We start from the raw sequence: 18,335 nt of genomic DNA on the forward strand, positions 1-18,335 counted from the left end.
CCGACGCCTCCTGTCGTTTGCGCATACGATGGTGAAACCGCGCCTTCGCGGATCACGGGCAAGGATGATGACATGAAGAACATGCGGTGGTTCCTGATCGGTCTGATCGGCGGCTTCGTCGCGGCTCATTTCATGAACAAGGACCCGCGCGGTCACGACATCCTCGCCGAGGTCGACGCCAGGATCAACGGATTCACGGCGGCCCTGGGCGACGCCTACCGCGAGCAGGAGGCACGGCTCACGGAGCCGGGCGACAACTGATCCCTCGCCGCGCCTCGGCGCTGCATCTTCACGCAAGGACACCCGGCACTCTATGAAAACTGCGGAGATCGCGCAGCGTTACCTCGACTTCTTCGAGAAGAACGACCATGTCATCGTCCCGTCGGCCTCTCTGGTCAGCGACGATCCCTCCCTGCTCTTCACGGTCGCCGGCATGGTGCCGATGATCCCGTACCTCACGGGCGTCGTCCCCGCGCCGCATCCGCGCATCGCCGACGTGCAGAAGTGCATCCGCACCAACGACATCGAAGAGGTCGGCCGGACCGCCCGTCACGGCACGTTCTTCCAGATGCTCGGCAACTGGTCGTTCGGCGACTACTTCAAGGAAGGCGCGATCCGCTACGCCTGGGAGCTGCTCACGAGCTCCGAGTCCGACGGCGGTCTCGGCTTCGACGAGAAGGACCTCTGGGTCACCGTCTACGAGACCGACGACGAGGCCGAGGCGATCTGGCGCGACATCATCGGGCTGAAGCCGGAGCGCATCCAGCGCCTCGGGCGGGCAGACAACTACTGGAACACCGGTCAGCCGGGACCCGGCGGGCCCGACTCCGAGATCTTCTTCGACCGCGGACCGGCCTACGGCAAGGACGGCGGCCCCGCCGTCGACGACTCGCGGTTCCTGGAGATCTGGAACCTCGTGTTCATGCAGGACTTCATCGAGAACATCCGCGGCAAGACCGAGTTCGACATCGTCGGCGAGCTGCCGATGAAGAACATCGACACCGGCATGGGTCTCGAGCGCGTCGCTTTCCTCAAGCAGGGCGTCGAGAACATGTACGAGAGCGACCAGGTGCGGCCGGTTCTCGATCGCGCCATCGAGCTCTCGGGACGCACGTACGGGGCGGTGCACGAGGACGACGTCCGCTTCCGTGTCGTCGCGGATCATGTGCGGTCGTCACTCATGCTGCTCTCCGACGGGGTCCGGCCGTCCAATGAAGGACGCGGCTACATCCTCCGACGCCTGATGCGTCGCACGGTGCGCTCCATGCGCCTGCTCGGCGTCGACGAGCCCGTCTTCCCTGAACTCTTCGCCACCTCGCGTGACGCGATGAAGTCGGCGTACCCCGAGCTGGAGCGGGACTGGTCGACGCTGTCCGCATCGGCCTTCGCCGAAGAGGAGACCTTCCGCCGCACCCTGGCATCGGGGTCGACCATCCTCGACCTCGCGCTCGATCAGACCAAGCAGGGCGGCGGGAAGACCCTCAGCGGACCCGAGGCGTTCCTGCTGCACGACACCTACGGGTTCCCGATCGACCTCACCCTCGAGGTCGCAGAGGAGGCCGGTCTCGACGTGGACCGCACGGCCTTCGACACCCTGATGCAGGAGCAGCGCCAGCGCGCCAAGGCCGACGCCCGCAACCGCAAGCGTCAGCTCGCCGACGTCTCGGTGTATCGCGACCTGCGTTCGCTCGGCGAGACGGGCTTCGACGGCTACACCGCGCTCGAGGTGGAGTCCCGGATCCTCGGCATCCTCGTCGACGGCGCCGTCGTGCGCAGCGCCTCCGAGGGGCAGATCGCCGAGGTCGTGCTCGCCGAGACGACCCTGTACGCCGAGTCCGGCGGACAGGTCGCCGACAAGGGGACCATCGTCGGGCCCGGGTTCGAACTCGAGGTGCTCGACGTGCAGCGTCCGGTGCCCGGGCTCATCAGCCACACGGTCGAGGTCACCCGCGGCAGCGTGGCGGTCGACGACGCGGCCACGACCGTGGTCGACGCAGCGAACCGCCGGGCCGCGCGTCAGGCCCACTCGGCGACGCACCTCGTGCACGCCGCGCTGCGCGACACGCTCGGCTCCACGGCGACCCAGGCCGGTTCATTGAACCGCGCCGGGTACATGCGGTTCGACTTCTCGTGGGCGCAGGCACTTTCCGGAGAGACCCGTTCCGAGATCGAGGAGATCACCAACCGCGCCGTGCAGGACGCCCTCGAGGTGACCACGCGCATCATCTCGCTCGACGAGGCCAAGGAGGCCGGTGCGATGGCGCTCTTCGGCGAGAAGTACGGCGACGTGGTGCGCATGGTCGACATCGGCGGTCCGTGGTCGCGTGAGCTCTGCGCCGGGACGCATGTGTCGTCGAGCGCCGAGATCGGGCTGGTCAGCGTGGTCGCGGAGTCGTCTGTCGGTGCCTCCAACCGCCGCATCGAGGCGCTGGTCGGCGCGGACGCGTTCCGGGAGCTCGCTGCGGAGCGTGCACTCGTGTCGCAACTGACGAGCTCCCTGAAGACCCCGCGCGAGCAGCTCCCCGAGCGCATCGCCGACCTCGCGGCGAGCCTGAAGGCCGCCGAGAAGCGCATCGCGCAGTTCGAGGCCAAGGAGCGCGCCGGTCAGGTGCCCGCGATCGCCGATGCCGCCCAGCGGGTCGGCTCGTTCCTGGTCGCTGCTCAGTCGCTCGGCGACGTCGCCTCTGCCGACGACGTGCGCGACATCGTCATCGGTGTGCGCGACCGGCTCGGCTCGGATGCCGCCGTCGTGGCGCTCGGCGCCGTCGTCAACGGTCGTCCGGTCGTCGTCGTCGCGACGAATGATGCCGCCCGTACGGCCGGCGCGAAGGCGGGTGCGCTCGCGAAGCGGGCCGCCGGTGTGCTCGGCGGTGGTGGCGGCGGACGTGACGACGTCGCCCAGGGCGGTGGGGCGGATGCTGCGGCGCTGCCTGCCGCGCTGGAGGCCATCTCTCAGGAGCTGCACGTCGCGTGAGCGGCTTCCGCCGTGGGGTGCGCATCGGCATCGATGTGGGCCGGGCCAGGGTCGGGGTCGCGCGATGCGACCCCGACGGCATGCTGGCCGTGCCCGTCGAGACGGTTCCGCGAGGAGACACGTCGGTAGACCGGATCATGGCGATCGCGGGAGACTACGACGTGCTCGAGTACGTGGTGGGGCTTCCCGTGAACATGCAGGGTGCGGACACCGCTTCGACCACCGACGCGCGGGATTTCGCTGCCGCCCTGCAGCAGCGGAGCGGAGTGCCGGTGCGACTCGTCGACGAGCGTCTGAGCACCGTCACCGCGAATGCGGCCTTGCGGTCCTCTGGGAGAACACAGAAGAAGTCTCGTAGCATTGTGGATCAGATCGCCGCCGTCGTCCTTCTGCAGCAGGCGATCGACACGGAGAAGAGCACCGGGAACCCGGCCGGTGCCACGATTCCGCCCGACGAGGAGCCCGTCTGAACATGTCTGATCGCGAGAGTGCCCCTCAGCACGATCCGGACGCCCGGTTGGGCGACCTGTTCGAGAACCTGCCCGACCCCACGCATCAGATCCCGACCGTGGACGACAGCGCCCCTGCGCCGGGTTCGCGTCGCGCCGCTCGTGAGGCGGCCGGCTCGACAAGTGCGCAGCAGCCGGTGTCCGCTGATCCGTCGGGCTCTCCGGCCGTGAAGCCGGATGCCTCGAGTGACGTGCACGCTCTGTTCGGCGCCGACGAGTTGGGCGCGGGGGGTGACTCTGCTCAGAGCGCAGCAAGGCCGACGGAATCCCGTTCCGAGGTGCCGATCGCGGCAGCGGCAGGATCCGCAGGAGCGGGGTCCGCAGCATCCGGCCCCGCAGCATCTGGTGCCGCAGCTTCGGGACCGGTCACCCCGGATCCGGCGCCGCCGCTCGGCGGGGGTCTCGACGATCTCTTCGCGCCGCACGACGATCACGTCGACTCCGGCCGCCCCAAGAAGAAGCGTCGCAAGGGCTGCCTGGTCGCCCTGATCATCGTGCTCGTCATCTTCGGCGGCATCGCCGCGGCCGGTGTGTGGGGCCTGAACACCTACGGCGACAAGATCAACGAGGTCATGGGCTGGGGGGAGTCGAAGGACTTCGAACCCGGCGAGGCCACGGGCGAGGCCACGGTCACTATCCGCTCCGGTGACACCGGCCAGCCCGTGTCGGTTGCGCTCTTCGAAGCCGGCGTGACAAAGACCGAGGACGTGTTCTACGACTACCTCGTCGCGGAGAGCCCTGACGCCGTCTTCTACCCCGGCGTCTACCAGCTGCAGAAGAAGATGACGGCAGAGGCCGCCCTCGCTGCGCTCCAGAACGAGGACAACCGACTCGCGAACGCGGTCTCGATCCCGGAGGGCGCCACGCTGGAGTACTTCCTCCCGACCGTCGCCGAGACGATGGGATTGCCGATGGAGGACTTCACCGCGGCCATCGCCGATCCATCGGCGTACGGCGTCGAGGCAGACAGTCTCGAGGGGTGGCTGTTCCCCGCCGTGTACGAATTCGACCCCGACGTGACGGCCGCGCAGGTCGTGCAGCGCATGGTGGATCGCACTCGGGAGTCGCTCACCAAGGCCGGGGTACCCGCCGGAGATGAGCAGCGGGTGCTCACGATCGCCTCGATCATCCAGCGAGAGGGGCGCACAGACGACTTCCCGAAGGTGTCGAGGGTGATCGAAAACCGTCTCGCGCCGGGCAACAGCGAGACCAACGGGCTTCTGCAGATGGATTCGACGGCACAGTACGGCGTCGGCGAACTCCACGCGGGCGCCGCGGGGTCCTCTGAGAAGGCGCTCACCGACCCGAACCCCTGGAACACCTACATCCATCCGGGGCTGCCGAAGGGGCCGATCGCGACGGCGACGGACGCCGCGATCGACGCGGCCATGCATCCCGCGGATGGGCCCTGGTTCTACTTCGTCACGGTGAATCTGAACAGCGGCGAAACGGTCTTCTCTGCGACCTACGCGGAACAGCAGGAGGCGGAGAAGAAGCTGCACGCATGGTGCAAGGACAACCCCGACGCCGGCTGCTACGCCGGGTAGTCGGCACGTCGAAGGAAGCGGCACGCATGAACGGCGATCACCTCGCGGTCTGGGGAGACCCCATCTCCCATTCGAAGTCTCCGGCGCTGCACGCGGCGGCTTACCGCGTGCTCGGGCTCGACTGGGAGTACGGCCGGCAGCAGGTGGCCGAGAAGGAGTTCCTCGGCGCGCTCGGTGAGCTTGATGGCAGGTGGCGTGGGCTGTCGCTGACCATGCCGCTCAAGGAAGCGGCGTTCCGAGCTGCCGCCTCGCGTGATGCGCACGCGGAGCTCACCGGTGCCGTGAACACCCTGCTGCTCGGTGACCATCTGGCCGGGTACAACACCGACGTCGGCGGCATCATCGACGCTCTGGCGGAAGCGGGCGTCCAGGGCGTGCGCAGTGTGCGCATCCTGGGTGCCGGGGCCACGGCGGCATCCGCCCTCGTCGCCGTGGCCGACATCGGCGCGACCGTGGTCGATGTGCGCGCCCGTCGTCCAGAGCGCTCGGCGGGACTCGTCGACCTCGGGAATCGGATCGGCGTCGCGGTCGAGGCGCATGCGCTCGACGCGCTCCCGTCGCCGGTCGATCTGACGATCGCGACCCTCCCCAGCGGAACCGCGCTGCCGGCGGAGGTCGTCGCGCCTCTTGCTGCCCAGGGCGGCGCGCTGTTCGACGCCGCCTACGCGCCCTGGCCATCGGCACTCGCACGGGTCTGGGGCGACGCTCCGGTGATCTCCGGACTCGGGATGCTGCTGCACCAGGCCGTGCGTCAGATCAGGATCTTCCGTCACGGCGACCCGACGATCGAGCTCCCCGACGAGGCAGCGGTGGTCGCGGCCATGCGCGCGGCACTCTGACGCAGGAGCCTGATCGGCGCCCTTCGGCGAAACGCGGCACGGCACACCTCCCAACGCATGGGAGACTGGACTAATGCTCCGCGTGCTCACGGCCGGCGAATCGCACGGCCCAGAACTCATCGCCGTCATGGAGGGTCTGCCCTCCGGCGTCCCGGTGTCGTCCGAGGCCATCCAGGCCGACCTCGCCCGCCGCAAGCTGGGCTACGGCCGCGGCTCGCGGATGAAGTTCGAACAGGACGAGCTCACGATCTCCGGCGGCGTCCGCCACGGCAAGACGCTGGGCAGCCCGATCGCTCTGCGCATCGGCAACACCGAGTGGCCGAAGTGGATCGAGGTCATGAACCCCGAGCCCATCGAGCTCACCGACAAGTCCCGCGGTCGCAGCGCGCCTCTGACCCGCCCGCGCCCCGGCCATGCCGACCTCGTCGGCATGCAGAAGTACGACTTCGACGAGGCCCGTCCGATCCTCGAGCGTGCGAGTGCCCGCGAGACCGCGGCCCGTGTCGCTCTCGGCGCGATCGCGAGGTCGTTCCTCGGCGAGCTCGGCATCCGTCTCGTCAGCCACACGCTCTCCATCGGCCCGGTGCGCGTGCCCGAGGGATCGGTACTGCCGACCCCGGATGACGTCGATGCCCTCGATGCCGATCCGCTGCGGTGCTTCGATGCTGCGACCTCCGCGCTGATGGTGGCCGAGGTCGATGATGCCAAGAAGGACGGCGACACGCTGGGCGGCATCGTCGAGGTGCTCGCCTACGGCCTGCCGCCCGGGCTGGGTTCGCACGTGCACTGGGACCGTCGCTTGGACGCCCGGCTCGCTCAGGCCCTGATGAGCATTCAGGCCATCAAGGGTGTGGAGGTCGGCGACGGGTTCGAGACCACGCGTCGGCGCGGATCCGCGGCTCACGACGAGCTCTTCGCCACCGCCGACGGCATCACTCGCGGCTCCGACCGAGCGGGAGGCACGGAGGGCGGCATGTCCACCGGCACCGTGCTCCGCGTACGCGCCGGCATGAAGCCGATCGCCACTGTGCCGCACTCGCTCCGCACGATCGACGTCGCCACCGGCGAGGACGCCACGGCGCACCACCAGCGCTCCGACGTGTGCGCCGTGCCCGCAGCGGGCGTCGTCGCCGAGGCGATGGTCGCGGTCGAGCTCGCGAACGCCGTGCTCGAGAAGTTCGGCGGCGACAGTGTCCGTGAGACGCGACGCAACCTCGACGGCTACCTTGCCGGCATCCCGGCGGAGCTGCGCACGTCGCCCGCATCCGAGGCAGCGCTCATCGCGCATGACGAGCGAGGCTGATCCGCTCACGCTGGTGCTGGTCGGCCCGATGGCGGCCGGCAAGACCAGCATCGGCCGCCGGGTGGCGCGACGGCTGCGTGTGCCGTTCATCGACACCGACAAGCGGATCGTCGCGGAACACGGCCCGATTCCGGCGATCTTCGCGGAGCACGGCGAAGCGCACTTCCGGGTGCTGGAGCGCGCGGCCGTGGCGGCGGCTCTCGACGGCGGGGGCGTGATCTCCCTCGGCGGAGGCGCCGTCACCGACGCCGGGACCCGAGAACTGTTGCGACAGCATCCGGTCGTCTTCCTCACCGTCAGCGCAGATTCGGTCGCCGATCGCATCCGGGGTGGCAACAGGCCCCTGCTGGCGGGGGACGATCCGCTGGAGAACTGGAAGCGCATCTTCGACGAGCGCCGAGCCTGGTACGACGAGGTCGCGGGGAAGACATTCGACACGTCGCGGCGGCCGATGCAGAAGATCGCCGACGAGATCGTGGCATGGAGGAGAGAACAGCGATGAGCACGACGACCATCAGCGTCACCGGGAACGATGCCTACGACATCTCGATCGGACGGGGCATCCTCGACAGGGTGTCGGCCGCGCTCGAGCCGACAGTGCGCAAGATCCTGGTGATCCACCCGCCGACGCTGGCCGCACGCGCCGCAGAACTGCGCGACCGCCTGCTGGGCGACACCGAGAACGGCCCCCGCGAGGTTCTGCTGGCCGAGGTGCCGGACGCCGAGCAGGGCAAGCGCATCGAGGTCGCCGCGTTCTGCTGGCAGGTGATGGGACAGGCCGACTTCACTCGGTCGGATGCCGTGATCGGCTACGGCGGGGGAGCGGTGACCGACCTCGCCGGTTTCGTCGCGGCGACCTGGTTGCGGGGCGTGCAGCTGGTCCAGGTGCCGACGACGGTGCTCGGGCTGGTGGATGCGGCGGTCGGCGGCAAGACCGGCATCAACACCGCCGAGGGGAAGAACCTCGTCGGGGCGTTCTGGGCTCCGCGAGCGGTGATCGGCGATCTCGACGAGCTCAGCAGCCTCAGCCCGAACGAGGCCACCGCCGGGTTCGCCGAGGTCGTGAAGGCGGGATTCATCTGGGCGCCCGAGATCCTCGACATCATCGAGGCCGATCCGGCGCGAGCGGTGGACCCCACCACCGATGAGTTCCGTCGTGCGGTCGAACTCGCCATCGACATGAAGGCGAAGGTCGTCTCCGACGACTTCCGCGAGGCCGGGCTTCGCGAGATCCTCAACTACGGCCACACCCTGGGACACGCGATCGAGCATGCGGAGCGGTACAAGTGGCGCCACGGCGCGGCGGTGTCGATCGGCATGCTGTACGCCGCGGAGCTCTCCCGTCTCGCGGGTCGCCTGTCGGATGCTGCCGCAGAGCGCCACCGCACGGTCCTGGAGTCTCTGGGGCTTCCGACCTCCTACCGGGCCGGTGCGTGGCCGCAGCTGCTCGCCACGATGCAGCGCGACAAGAAGAGCCGTGGCGGAATGCTCCGGTTCATCCTGCTCGACGACATCGCGAAGCCGACCGTGCTGCAGGCGCCCGACGAGTCGTTGATGTTCGCCGCGTACCAGGAGATCGGGGCATGACAGTCGCCGGACGCCGTGTTCGCGCCGACGAGTGGGAGCTCGTGCGGGACCTGCGCCTCGACGCGGTTCGCGACCCGCTGGCGCCGATCGCGTTCCTCCACTCGTACGAGGCGGAGGCGGCTCATCCCGATGAGTTCTGGCAGGACCGCGCCTTCAACGCAGCGAGCGGTGACGCTGCGGCGCAGTTCGTCGCAGAGGTCGACGGCGAGTGGATCGGCACCGTCACTGTGATCCGTTGGGATGCGGGCGACACCGATCATCATGGTCGAGACGTGACCGCGCCACGCGGTGACGTCGTGGGCGTCTTCGTCCGTCCGGAGCACCGCGGCAGCGGGGTCGTGGACGCACTGATCAGCGCCGCCGCGGCCTGGGCGCGAAGCCTCGGTGACGAGTCGCTCACGCTCGATGTGCACGCCGATAACGTTCGCGCCCAGGCGGCCTACCGGCGCGTGGGGTTCGTCGAGACCGGCGCTCGCTTCTCCTCGTCGATCGGACCGGAGCTGGAGATGAGTCGTGCGCTCTTCGAAGCAGATCTCAGGAACGCGGATAAGGTGTCGTCGTGACGATGAACCCCCGGTTGCTGCTCGTCAACGGCCCGAACCTGAACCTCCTCGGCACGCGTGAGCCCGATGTCTACGGCACCGCGACGCTCGCGGACGTCGAGAAGCTCACCGCTGCGGCGGCCGACGCGCTCGGCTATGAGGTGCGCGCGGTGCAGAGCAACCACGAGGGTGTGCTCATCGATGCGATCCATGCCGCGCGGGCGGACTGCGCGGGCATCGTGATCAACCCCGGCGGACTCACGCACACGTCGGTCGCCCTCCGCGATGCCCTGACGGGGGTCGCCCTGCCGTTCGCGGAGGTGCACATCTCGGATGTCTACGCCCGCGAGGAGTTCCGACACCACTCGTACCTGCACGATGTCGCCGCCGTGCGTGTGATCGGCCAGGGGGTCGAGGGGTACGCGGAAGCGGTGCGGGAGCTCATCGCGAAACTCTGAGACCCGGTGTCGGCTGCAGCGCGCTCTCGGTCCCGCCCGCTTCGCTCGGAAGGATGAACGCGGCGGAACCGCGGGGGATCAGAACGGCGGGGGAGCGTCGCTGACGAAGCCGGTCGGCGTGGTGACCTCGACCGTCCGATCTGAACGCGTACGGAACACGGCTCGCGTGCGATGTCGATGCGCATGATCGCGGGGACACAGCGGTCGCAGATTCGCGAGATTCGTCTCGCCGCCCTCCCTCCAGGGACGATCGTGATCGATATCGGCATCCACCGCCAGCCGTGTGCATCCGTCTCGTGAGCACGTGCCGTGTCGAACGGCGATCCACTCGCGTTGCGCCCTCGTCGGACGGTAACAGCGGCGGTCCATGTCGAGGACGACGCCCTGCACCGGATCGGTGATGAGCCGCCGGAAGGTCTTCGCCTCGAGGAAGAGCTGCCGGGCAGTGAGGGGATCGATCGTGTCTCCGCCGACGATCGATGCCTGCTCCACCGGAACGGGCTGACCAGCGCCAGCAGCTGAACCGGCACAGTGACGAAGATCTTCGTCTTGACCGCCGTCGGCGTTCCGGTGCCCTTGAGCCAGTCGATGAAGAGGTCCGTGCGGATCTGGTCGCGGGTGCGCCCTTCGCGCTTGTCCTTCTGCAGGTGCTTAACCGTGGCGGTGAGGCGCCCGAAGATCGCGACGGCCTCGTGAGTCGGCACCAGAGCGCTGATCCAGGACATGCCGTCGCCCGCCGGCGCGTGCACGACCTTCCGATCGGCCATCGCGCGCGTGTGACGCCGGGCCGCGAGGTCGCCGCTGACGGCGTCGATGAGCCTTTTCACGCGCCGTCGGAACGCCGCGGATGGACAGGTCAGCACCCAGCCGGCGGCTGCGCCGTCGACTTTCGCGATGACCTCCGCCGCCGCATCCTGAATCTCCTGGGGAGCATCCGCGGGCGGAACGATGGCATGGAGCAGCGTGACGACTTGGCGGATGCTGGTCATCGAAGCGAAGCCGTCTCGCGCCTGCCGCCAGAGCTCAGGAAGGTGGCGCATCGCCCAGCCCGCCGTTGACTGCAGTTCCCGCACCTGATCCTCCGAGAGACGCAGGCGCAGCGCGATGTCGAGGACTGCCGACCGCTCCGCCATCGCCGGATCGGCATGATGCGTGTAGATCTCCGGGTGACGGCGCGACATTTCCAGCGCGCCGACGATTCGCTCGCATCGCAGCGCCGCCTGTCGATTCGCCTCGTTGTCGGTGCACGACAGGTCATCCAGCAACAGCGCGACAACGGCGCCCGCACCGCGGGACTGGTCGCTCCTGTCGCTGTTCTCGCCCATGACTCGAGTTTAGTAGTTATGTTCGAACTCTGCGACTCTCGCGTCTGTTATATATCGGTGGATCCGCCCGGGACGCCGGACCGCACGACCCACTCCCGGCGACCCCGAATCGCCGCCGAATCCGGACCCGACCCCGCATCCCGTAGAATCGACTGTCGGCCCTGCCTGTACCGCGGGGGAGAGGCCGGACCCACAGACTCAGGAACGGAACTCTCAGCGCATGGCATCTACCGCAGACATCAAGAACGGCGTCGTTCTCAGCATCGACGGACAGCTCTGGAACGTCATCGAGTTCCAGCACGTCAAGCCCGGCAAGGGCGGCGCGTTCGTGCGGACCAAGCTGAAGAACGTCGTCTCCGGCAAGGTCGTCGACCGCACCTACAACGCCGGCGCGAAGATCGAGATCGAGAACGTCGACCGCCGCGACTTCACGTACCTCTACGCCGACGGCGACAGCTTCGTGTTCATGGACACGTCGGACTACGACCAGATCACCGTGAGTGCGGCGACGGTCGGCGAGGCGAAGAACTTCCTGCTCGAGAACCAGCCGGTCACGATCGCGCTCAACAACGGCAACCCGCTGTACATCGACCTCCCGGCATCTGTCATCCTTGAGGTGACGTACACCGAGCCCGGCCTGCAGGGCGACCGCTCGTCCGCCGGCACGAAGCCCGCGACCGTCGAGACCGGCTACGAGATGCAGGTCCCGCTGTTCGTCGAGACCGGTACGAAGATCAAGGTCGACACCCGCACGGGTGACTACCTCGGTCGCGAGAAGTAAGGCGTGAGCGCCCGCACGAAGGCGCGCAAGCGCGCTCTCGACATCCTGTTCTCCGCCGATGTGCGGGGCGATGACGTCGCTGTGGCACTGGCGGCCGAGGCCAAGCGAGCCGCGAGCGAACCAGCCCGCGAGGCCTCTTGGCTCTACGCCCGGGAGATCGTCGACGGCATCATCGATCAGCGCGACGAGATCGACGAGCACATCGCCACGCACAGCCGCGACTGGAAGCTCGAGCGGATGCCTGCCGTCGACCGCGCCCTTCTGCGCATCGGCGTCTGGGAGATCGTCTACAACGATGAGATCCCGACCGCGGTCGCGATCGACGAGGCGGTCGAACTCGCCAAGGAGTTCTCCACCGACGACTCCGGCGCGTTCGTGCACGGAGTCCTCGCCCGGGTGGCCCGCGCCGCCTGACCGGCTCAGCCGCGTCGCTGAGCCCATGTCGGATGTCACGGGAAGGATGCTGGCATGCCCGCTCCGCACGTCGACCTCCGCGATCTGATGCAGATCACGGACGCCGGTGGGTACGCCCGCGGACTCGCCTACTTCCGCGAGGGAAACGTCCTCGACCTGGACTGGGACGAGGAGCAGCAGGAGCTCGAGGGGCACGTCAAGGGCAGCAACGACGCCGAGTATCTCGTCGAGGTCGGTTTCGTCTCCTCGAACGGCAAGAGGCATGTGCGCTCGACCCGATGCTCGTGCCCGGTGCGCTCCGGATGCAAGCACGTGATCGCCGCGCTGCTGGCCTCGAACGTGCATGAGTACTCGCAGCAGGACGGAGCGAGGGTCGCTGTGACGTCCGCGCCGCCGCCCACCCAGCCCGCGCCACCGTCGTGGCGTGCGCTGGTGGCGCCGGCCATCACCGGACAGAAGCGCCCGCTGGCCCTCGGCGTCGAGCTGCGTCACCGCGCGCCCCGGGGCGACAACCACTGGGCCCCTCGCGCGGTGCGCCCCGCCACGCCGCGAGACCTCGCGAAGTCGGCGGGCGAGCTGCTCCTCGCGATCCGTCCCCTGATGCGAAGCCACCAGACGGGCGCGTGGATCCAGGGGCAGGCGAGCTGGGACGTCGTGCGCCGCGACATCTCCCAGTTCGGCCGCGTGCAGAGCCGCTGGTTCGGCGACCTGCTGAGCATCTCGCGCGATTCGCTGCTGTCCGGCAACGCCGGTGATTGGCTCGTCGTCGATCAGATCGAATCGGGCCTGCTGTGGTCGCACCTCCGCTCCGGCGCGGCGCTGGGCATCCCGCTCGTCGCGAGTCAGAAGAACGCGATCGTGCAGCTGGCCGACTCCGCCGAGGTGTCGGCCACGATCACCCGTGATGAAGGTGGGACGCTGACCGTCGGCGCCGACGCGGTGATCGATGGCCGCCCCATCGCCGCCGCGCATGTGCATCCGATCGGACGCTCCGGGGTGTACGCCGCCGAGCTCATCGGCAACCGCATGCGGATCGCCCTCGCCGAGGTGCCGCTCAGCGAGCAGGTGCGCGCCCTGCTCGATGCACCGCACACGATCGTGGTTCCGGCCGAAGAGGAGGAGGCCTTCGTGACGGAGGCCTACCCGCTGCTGGCACGACGCTCTGCGGTGCGGACCGTCGGCGACGTCTCACTGCCAGAGATCCCGGCCCCCGAGCCCGTGCTGAACGTCGCCTTCGAGCGAGGCGACGTCGTCAGCTACTCGTTCGCCTGGTCCTATCGCGGGTTCGGCACCGTGCCGTTCGCGGCGAGCCCCGCGAGCATCCGTGATCCCGAGGCGGAAGCGGCCCGACGCGTCGAGCTCGAGTCCGTGTGGCAGGAGCACACCACGAACAGGTTTCTCCCCTCGGGGTCGTTCCACGACATCGATGCAGCCGCCTTCGTGGCCACGGTGGTCCCCGCCTTCGAGGCCGCCGGGGTCTCCATCGTCACGACGGGCGTCCGGAAGGAGTATCGCGAACTCACCGGCACGCCGGAGGTGAAGGTGACGACCGTCGAGACGACCGACTCCGACTGGTTCGATCTCGGCATCATCGTGACGATCGACGGCCGACACATCCCGTTCGGGCCCCTGTTCACCGCACTCAGCCGGGGCAAGAAGAAGCTGCTGCTCTCCGACGGCGGGTACTTCTCGTTGAACCACCCCGGCCTCGACCGTCTCCGGGAACTCATCGAAGAAGCCGGAGAGCTCGACGAATGGGAGACCGGCCCGCGGATCAGTCGCTACCAGACCGACCTCTGGGAGGAGTTCGAGGATCTCGCCGACGAGGCCCAGCCGGCCGTGAGCTGGAGATCGATGGCCGAGGGTCTGCGAGCGGCCACCGGGGTTCCCGAGACGCTCCTGCCCGCGTCGATCCGCGCCGAACTCCGGCCGTACCAGAAGTCCGGCTTCGACTGGCTCGCCTTCCTGTGGAAGCACCGCCTCGGAGGGATCCTCGCCGACGACATGGGACTCGGCAAGACGCTGCAGCTGCTGACGTTCGTGCAGCACACGAGGGATGCGGGGGAGAAGCGCCCGTTCCTCGTCCTCGCACCGACCTCCGTGCTCAGCACGTGGAAGACGGAGGCGGCGCGCTTCACACCCGAGCTGCGGGTGGCCATCGTCGACACCACGAGCGGAACCCGGCGGGATGCCCTTGCTCGAGCCGCTTCATCCGTCGACATCATCGTGAGTTCCTACACGGTGGCGCGGCTCGACGAGAAGGAGTTCGCGTCGGTCGAGTGGGCGGGTCTGATCCTCGATGAAGCGCAGTTCGTCAAGAATCCGAAGACGAAGCTTCATCGCGCGATCGCGACCTTCCGCGCCGACGTGACCTACGCCGTCACCGGCACGCCGATGGAGAATAGCCTCTCCGACCTGTGGGCGTTGCTGAAGCTGGCGGCACCCGGGCTGTTCCCCTCGGCGCGCAAGTTCCGCGACCGGTTCATCCAGCCGATCGAGAAGGGCAAGGTCCCGGAGAACGAGGAGGGCGGCGAGTACCGTCAGCGCCGCCTGGCGCAGCTGCGCCGTCGCATCCGCCCCCTCATGCTCAGACGCACGAAGGAACTGGTCGCCGCCGACCTCCCGCCGAAGCAGGAGCAGGTGCTCGAGGTCGAGCTGAGTCCCGCACATCGCGCACTTTACGACGTCGTGCTGCAGCGGGAGCGGCAGAAGGTGCTCGGGCTGATCGACGACCTCGACCGCAACCGTTTCATCGTCTTCCGTTCCCTGACCCTGCTGCGGATGCTGAGCCTGGCACCCGGTCTCGTCGACGAGAACGACGCCGACATCGGCTCCGGCAAGCTCGACACACTGATCGATCGGGTCAGCGAGCTGAGGGCCGAGGGGCACCGAGCTCTCGTCTTCAGTCAGTTCACCTCGTTCCTCGACATGGCGGCCGCGCGCCTGGATGCCGCCGGCGTTCCCTACGCGCATCTCGACGGCTCGACGCGGCGCAGACAGGACGTCGTCGATGGATTCCGATCAGGGGACCAGGTCGTGTTCCTGATCAGTCTCAAGGCCGGCGGGTTCGGGCTCACGCTCACGGAGGCCGACTATGTGTTCCTTCTCGACCCCTGGTGGAACCCGGCCGCCGAGGCGCAGGCGATCGACCGCACCCATCGCATCGGCCAGACGAATCAGGTGTTCGTGTATCGGATGATCGCCGCCGGCACCATCGAGGAGAAGGTGCGCGAGTTGCAGCAGCGGAAAGCCCGCCTGTTCACCGCGGTCATGGACGACGAGGAGCTGTTCTCCCGATCGCTCACGGCAGAGGACATTCGCGGTCTGTTCGACGACTAGCGGGGTGCGGGAGGAGTCTGCTCGGGCATCGCGAAGAGGGCGGGATCCGGCATGACCTGGGCCAGCGGAGGACGCGCGTCGCGACGACGACGGTTGCGGCCCACGAGCCAGATCACGCAGGCGATGACTGCGGCGATGAGCACGAGCCAGGGCAGACCCACGCCGATGGCGATCAGCATCGTGCCCCAGAAGGCACCGAACCCGGCCCACCCGACCGCCAGCGCTTCGCCGAAGTTCTGCGGCGCCGTCACGACGGGCACGTACTCCGACACGAGACTGAGCGTGATGGTCGACATCGCGACCTGATCCTCCAGAGCGCGCGACTGGGCTTCCAGGCCTTCGAGCTCGGTCTGGCGCTCCGCGATCGCCGACTCCAGTTCGATCAGATCCGAGGTCTTCGACGCGGTGCCGAGCCAGTCGGTGTAACGGGCGATCGACGCGCGAAGAGTGGTGATGCGCGCGGCGAGATCGCGCTGAGTCGCACCGACCTCGGTGGAATCGAGTGCCGTCTCCTTCACCTCGCCGAGGTCGGCCAGCGCGGCACGGACCTCTTCGATGGCGTCGGCGGGGATCCGCAGCGTGAGCTCTGCACTCGCCTGCCCGCCGTCCTCGGCCGCCCGTTCCGTCCGCCCGCTCACTCGTCCGCCGGCGTCGGTCACGATCGAGGTCGCTTCGCCTGCGGCCGTGATCGGGTCGCCGGCGACGATGGAGATGCGGCCGGTGATCACGACAGCGGTGTCGACCTCCTCGCCGTCCGTCGCCGCCGGGGCATTCTCGGCGGGGGCTTCGTCCACGCTCGCGGATTCGTCTCCGCCGGAACCCATGGCGGAGCATCCGGTGAAACCGATGGCCGCGGTCGACGCCAGAACAAGAGCGATGAGCAGTCTGCGTTTCGTCTTCATAGCCGCAGAGTAGTGAGCGGAATCCCTCGGGACGCCGGGAGTTCGGTCACGATCCGATCAGGGTTCCGTAACGACTGCGCAACGCCCGACGGACCGGTCCGCGCCGCGGCTTTTCACGGCCCGTCTCCGAAGCCGCACAGGGGAGCGCCGGTAGACTCGAACGGCTCACTTCGAGAGGAATGCAATGCGGATCACGGGACTCGGCCATGCCGGGATGTTCATCGAGACGGTCGGCGGGAACATCATCTGCGACCCCGTCCTCGGACCCTCCTTCTTCGGCTCCTGGTTCCCTTTCCCCGACAACCGCGGGCTCGACTGGGAGCGCTTCGGTCGAGAGGCCGACTTCCTCTACATCTCGCACCGCCACCGCGACCACTTCGACCCGAAGCTCCTCGAGCGGTACATCCGCAAGGACATCGAGGTGCTCCTGCCCGAGTACCCGATCGACGACCTCGAGAAGGACATCCGCGCTCTCGGCTACACGAACATCACCTACGCTCCGGCGGGGGAGATCATCGAGCGCGGCGACCTCAAGATCATGATCACGCCGCTGCGTGCCCCCAGCGACGGCCCCATCGGCGACTCCTCGCTGAGCGTTGACGACGGCACCGCCTCCGTGCTGAACCAGAACGACTCGCACCCGCTCGACCTGGAGAAGCTGTTGGGCTTCGGCAAGCCCGACGCCTATTTCACCCAGGTCTCCGGCGCGATCTGGTGGCCTATGGTCTACGACCTGCCGCTCGACGCCAAGCAGAACTTCGCCAAGCTCAAGCGCGACGCGCAGAACAAGCGCGCCATGTACTACATCGAGAAGGTCGACGCCACGCACGTCTTCCCGATGGCGGGCCCGCCCATGTTCCTGCGCGACGACCTCTTCGACTTCAACGGAGTCGGCAAGAACGGCGAATCGATCTTCACCGACCAGAAGCAGTTCCTCGCCCACATGCAGGAGCTCGCACCGCAGTACGACGGGCACCTCTTCGTCCCGGGCACGGTCGTCACCGTCGAGGGTCCCTCGGTCACCACTGAGCAGTCGCTCTACACCGAGGCGGAGATCGCGCACATCTTCGATGAGAAGTGGGACTACCTCGAGTCGCAGCGGGCCACCCGCCAGCAGGAGATCCGCGACGAGGAGGCCTCCCGCGCGGAGATCATCCCGCCCGCCGAGATGCTCGAGACCCTGAAGACCTGGTGGGAGCCGCTGCTCAAGAAGTCCCGCACGATCCGCCTCGGCGTCGGCGGCTGCGTGCGGTTCAAGATCGGCGACCTCGACATGGTCGTCGACTTCCCGCGCGCCAAGGTCCGCGAGTACGCGGGCGAGGAGTGCATCTACTGGTACACGATCCCCGCCGACCTCGTCTCCACGAACATCCGCGACCGCGAGATCGACTGGTCGAACTCGATCTTCCTGTCCATGCAGTTCCAGGTGGGCCGCAGCGGCAAGTTCAACGAGTTCCTCACGACCTTCCTGAAGTGCCTCTCGGTGGACCGCATCGAGTACGTGGAGAACTGGTACCAGGAGCAGACAGACCAGACGGAGGACGCGGAGATCGGCGACTGGGTCGTGCAGCGCCGGTGCCCGCACCTGCGCGCCGACCTCACCAAGACGGGCAAGGTCGACGAGGACGGCGTCCTCACGTGCAGCATGCACGACTGGAAGTGGGACCTGAAGACCGGCCGCTGCCTGTCGACCAGCGGCCACCCGATCCGGTCCTCGAAGATCGACGAGGTCACCGACCCCGTGCTGCGCGAGGCGAGCTGACCGGGAACCCGTCCGGGCTCCGATAGACTGACCCCACAAGCAACCTTTAACAC

17 protein-coding genes are annotated in these 18,335 nt (G+C 68.2%); 15 read left to right on the forward strand and 2 right to left on the reverse strand.

From position 1 onward, the window contains the following. Positions 1-72 precede the first annotated feature (72 nt). From QFZ21_RS02160 to aroQ, 10 genes are all read left to right on the forward strand, one after another. The gene (locus QFZ21_RS02160) at positions 73-261 is read left to right on the forward strand and encodes a hypothetical protein (RefSeq protein WP_307373959.1); all 189 of its coding nucleotides are present in this window, start codon (positions 73-75) and stop codon (positions 259-261) included. 52 nt (positions 262-313) lie between these two features. Continuing rightward, positions 314-2,974, forward strand: coding sequence for an alanine--tRNA ligase (gene alaS, locus QFZ21_RS02165; protein ID WP_307373961.1), 2,661 nt, complete (start codon positions 314-316; stop codon positions 2,972-2,974). Further along, complete coding sequence (ruvX, locus tag QFZ21_RS02170; protein WP_307373963.1) at positions 2,971-3,444, forward strand: Holliday junction resolvase RuvX; 474 nt, start codon at positions 2,971-2,973, stop codon at positions 3,442-3,444. The genes alaS and ruvX overlap by 4 nt, the downstream gene beginning before the upstream one ends. A 2-nt stretch (positions 3,445-3,446) precedes the next feature. Continuing rightward, entirely contained in the window at positions 3,447-5,030 is a 1,584-nt protein-coding gene (gene mltG, locus QFZ21_RS02175) for an endolytic transglycosylase MltG (protein WP_307373966.1), read from the forward strand. Between the two features lie 26 nt (positions 5,031-5,056). Then, positions 5,057-5,869 (forward strand): shikimate dehydrogenase, encoded by an 813-nt coding sequence (locus tag QFZ21_RS02180; RefSeq protein ID WP_307373968.1) that lies wholly within the window; start codon positions 5,057-5,059, stop codon positions 5,867-5,869. Between the two features lie 73 nt (positions 5,870-5,942). Next, positions 5,943-7,172, forward strand: a complete 1,230-nt coding sequence (gene aroC / locus QFZ21_RS02185) for a chorismate synthase (RefSeq protein WP_307373970.1) — start codon at positions 5,943-5,945, stop codon at positions 7,170-7,172. Then, positions 7,156-7,674: a shikimate kinase gene (locus QFZ21_RS02190; RefSeq protein WP_307373972.1), complete on the forward strand. Its 519-nt coding sequence runs from the start codon at positions 7,156-7,158 to the stop codon at positions 7,672-7,674. The genes aroC and QFZ21_RS02190 overlap by 17 nt, the downstream gene beginning before the upstream one ends. Further along, entirely contained in the window at positions 7,671-8,759 is a 1,089-nt protein-coding gene (gene aroB / locus QFZ21_RS02195) for a 3-dehydroquinate synthase (protein ID WP_307373974.1), read from the forward strand. Before QFZ21_RS02190 ends, aroB begins: the two co-directional genes overlap by 4 nt. Further along, positions 8,756-9,322 (forward strand): GNAT family N-acetyltransferase, encoded by a 567-nt coding sequence (locus QFZ21_RS02200; RefSeq protein ID WP_307373976.1) that lies wholly within the window; start codon positions 8,756-8,758, stop codon positions 9,320-9,322. Before aroB ends, QFZ21_RS02200 begins: the two co-directional genes overlap by 4 nt. 2 nt (positions 9,323-9,324) lie before the next feature. After that, positions 9,325-9,759, forward strand: a complete 435-nt coding sequence (gene aroQ / locus QFZ21_RS02205) for a type II 3-dehydroquinate dehydratase (protein WP_307381178.1) — start codon at positions 9,325-9,327, stop codon at positions 9,757-9,759. A gap of 78 nt (positions 9,760-9,837) precedes the next feature. Here aroQ and QFZ21_RS02210 read toward each other — a convergent pair whose 3' ends face one another. Beyond that, positions 9,838-10,251, reverse strand: a complete 414-nt coding sequence (locus tag QFZ21_RS02210; RefSeq protein ID WP_307373978.1) for an HNH endonuclease signature motif containing protein — start codon at positions 10,249-10,251, stop codon at positions 9,838-9,840. Between QFZ21_RS02210 and QFZ21_RS02215 the strand changes: the two genes are divergently transcribed. The 4 genes from QFZ21_RS02215 to QFZ21_RS02230 all read left to right on the forward strand — a co-directional run bounded on the left by QFZ21_RS02215 (position 10,239) and on the right by QFZ21_RS02230 (position 15,618). After that, positions 10,239-10,817 carry a hypothetical protein gene (locus QFZ21_RS02215; protein ID WP_307373981.1) on the forward strand — a complete coding sequence of 193 codons (579 nt, stop codon included), beginning with the start codon at positions 10,239-10,241 and terminating at the stop codon, positions 10,815-10,817. The two genes, QFZ21_RS02210 and QFZ21_RS02215, sit on opposite strands and share 13 nt — an antisense overlap. Before the next feature lie 487 nt (positions 10,818-11,304). After that, positions 11,305-11,865 (forward strand): elongation factor P, encoded by a 561-nt coding sequence (efp, locus tag QFZ21_RS02220; protein WP_307373982.1) that lies wholly within the window; start codon positions 11,305-11,307, stop codon positions 11,863-11,865. A gap of 3 nt (positions 11,866-11,868) precedes the next feature. Next, complete coding sequence (gene nusB / locus QFZ21_RS02225; protein ID WP_307373984.1) at positions 11,869-12,279, forward strand: transcription antitermination factor NusB; 411 nt, start codon at positions 11,869-11,871, stop codon at positions 12,277-12,279. A gap of 54 nt (positions 12,280-12,333) precedes the next feature. Continuing rightward, positions 12,334-15,618 carry a DEAD/DEAH box helicase gene (locus QFZ21_RS02230; protein WP_307373986.1) on the forward strand — a complete coding sequence of 1,095 codons (3,285 nt, stop codon included), beginning with the start codon at positions 12,334-12,336 and terminating at the stop codon, positions 15,616-15,618. Here QFZ21_RS02230 and QFZ21_RS02235 read toward each other — a convergent pair. Continuing rightward, complete coding sequence (locus QFZ21_RS02235) at positions 15,615-16,520, reverse strand: DUF4349 domain-containing protein (RefSeq protein ID WP_307373988.1); 906 nt, start codon at positions 16,518-16,520, stop codon at positions 15,615-15,617. The genes QFZ21_RS02230 and QFZ21_RS02235 overlap by 4 nt on opposite strands. A gap of 184 nt (positions 16,521-16,704) precedes the next feature. Between QFZ21_RS02235 and QFZ21_RS02240 the strand changes: the two genes are divergently transcribed. Continuing rightward, positions 16,705-18,282 (forward strand): Rieske 2Fe-2S domain-containing protein, encoded by a 1,578-nt coding sequence (locus QFZ21_RS02240; protein ID WP_307373990.1) that lies wholly within the window; start codon positions 16,705-16,707, stop codon positions 18,280-18,282. Positions 18,283-18,335: the final 53 nt, after the last annotated feature.

The organism is Microbacterium sp. W4I20 (genome assembly GCF_030816505.1).
Taxonomy (GTDB): Bacteria; Actinomycetota; Actinomycetes; order Actinomycetales; family Microbacteriaceae; genus Microbacterium.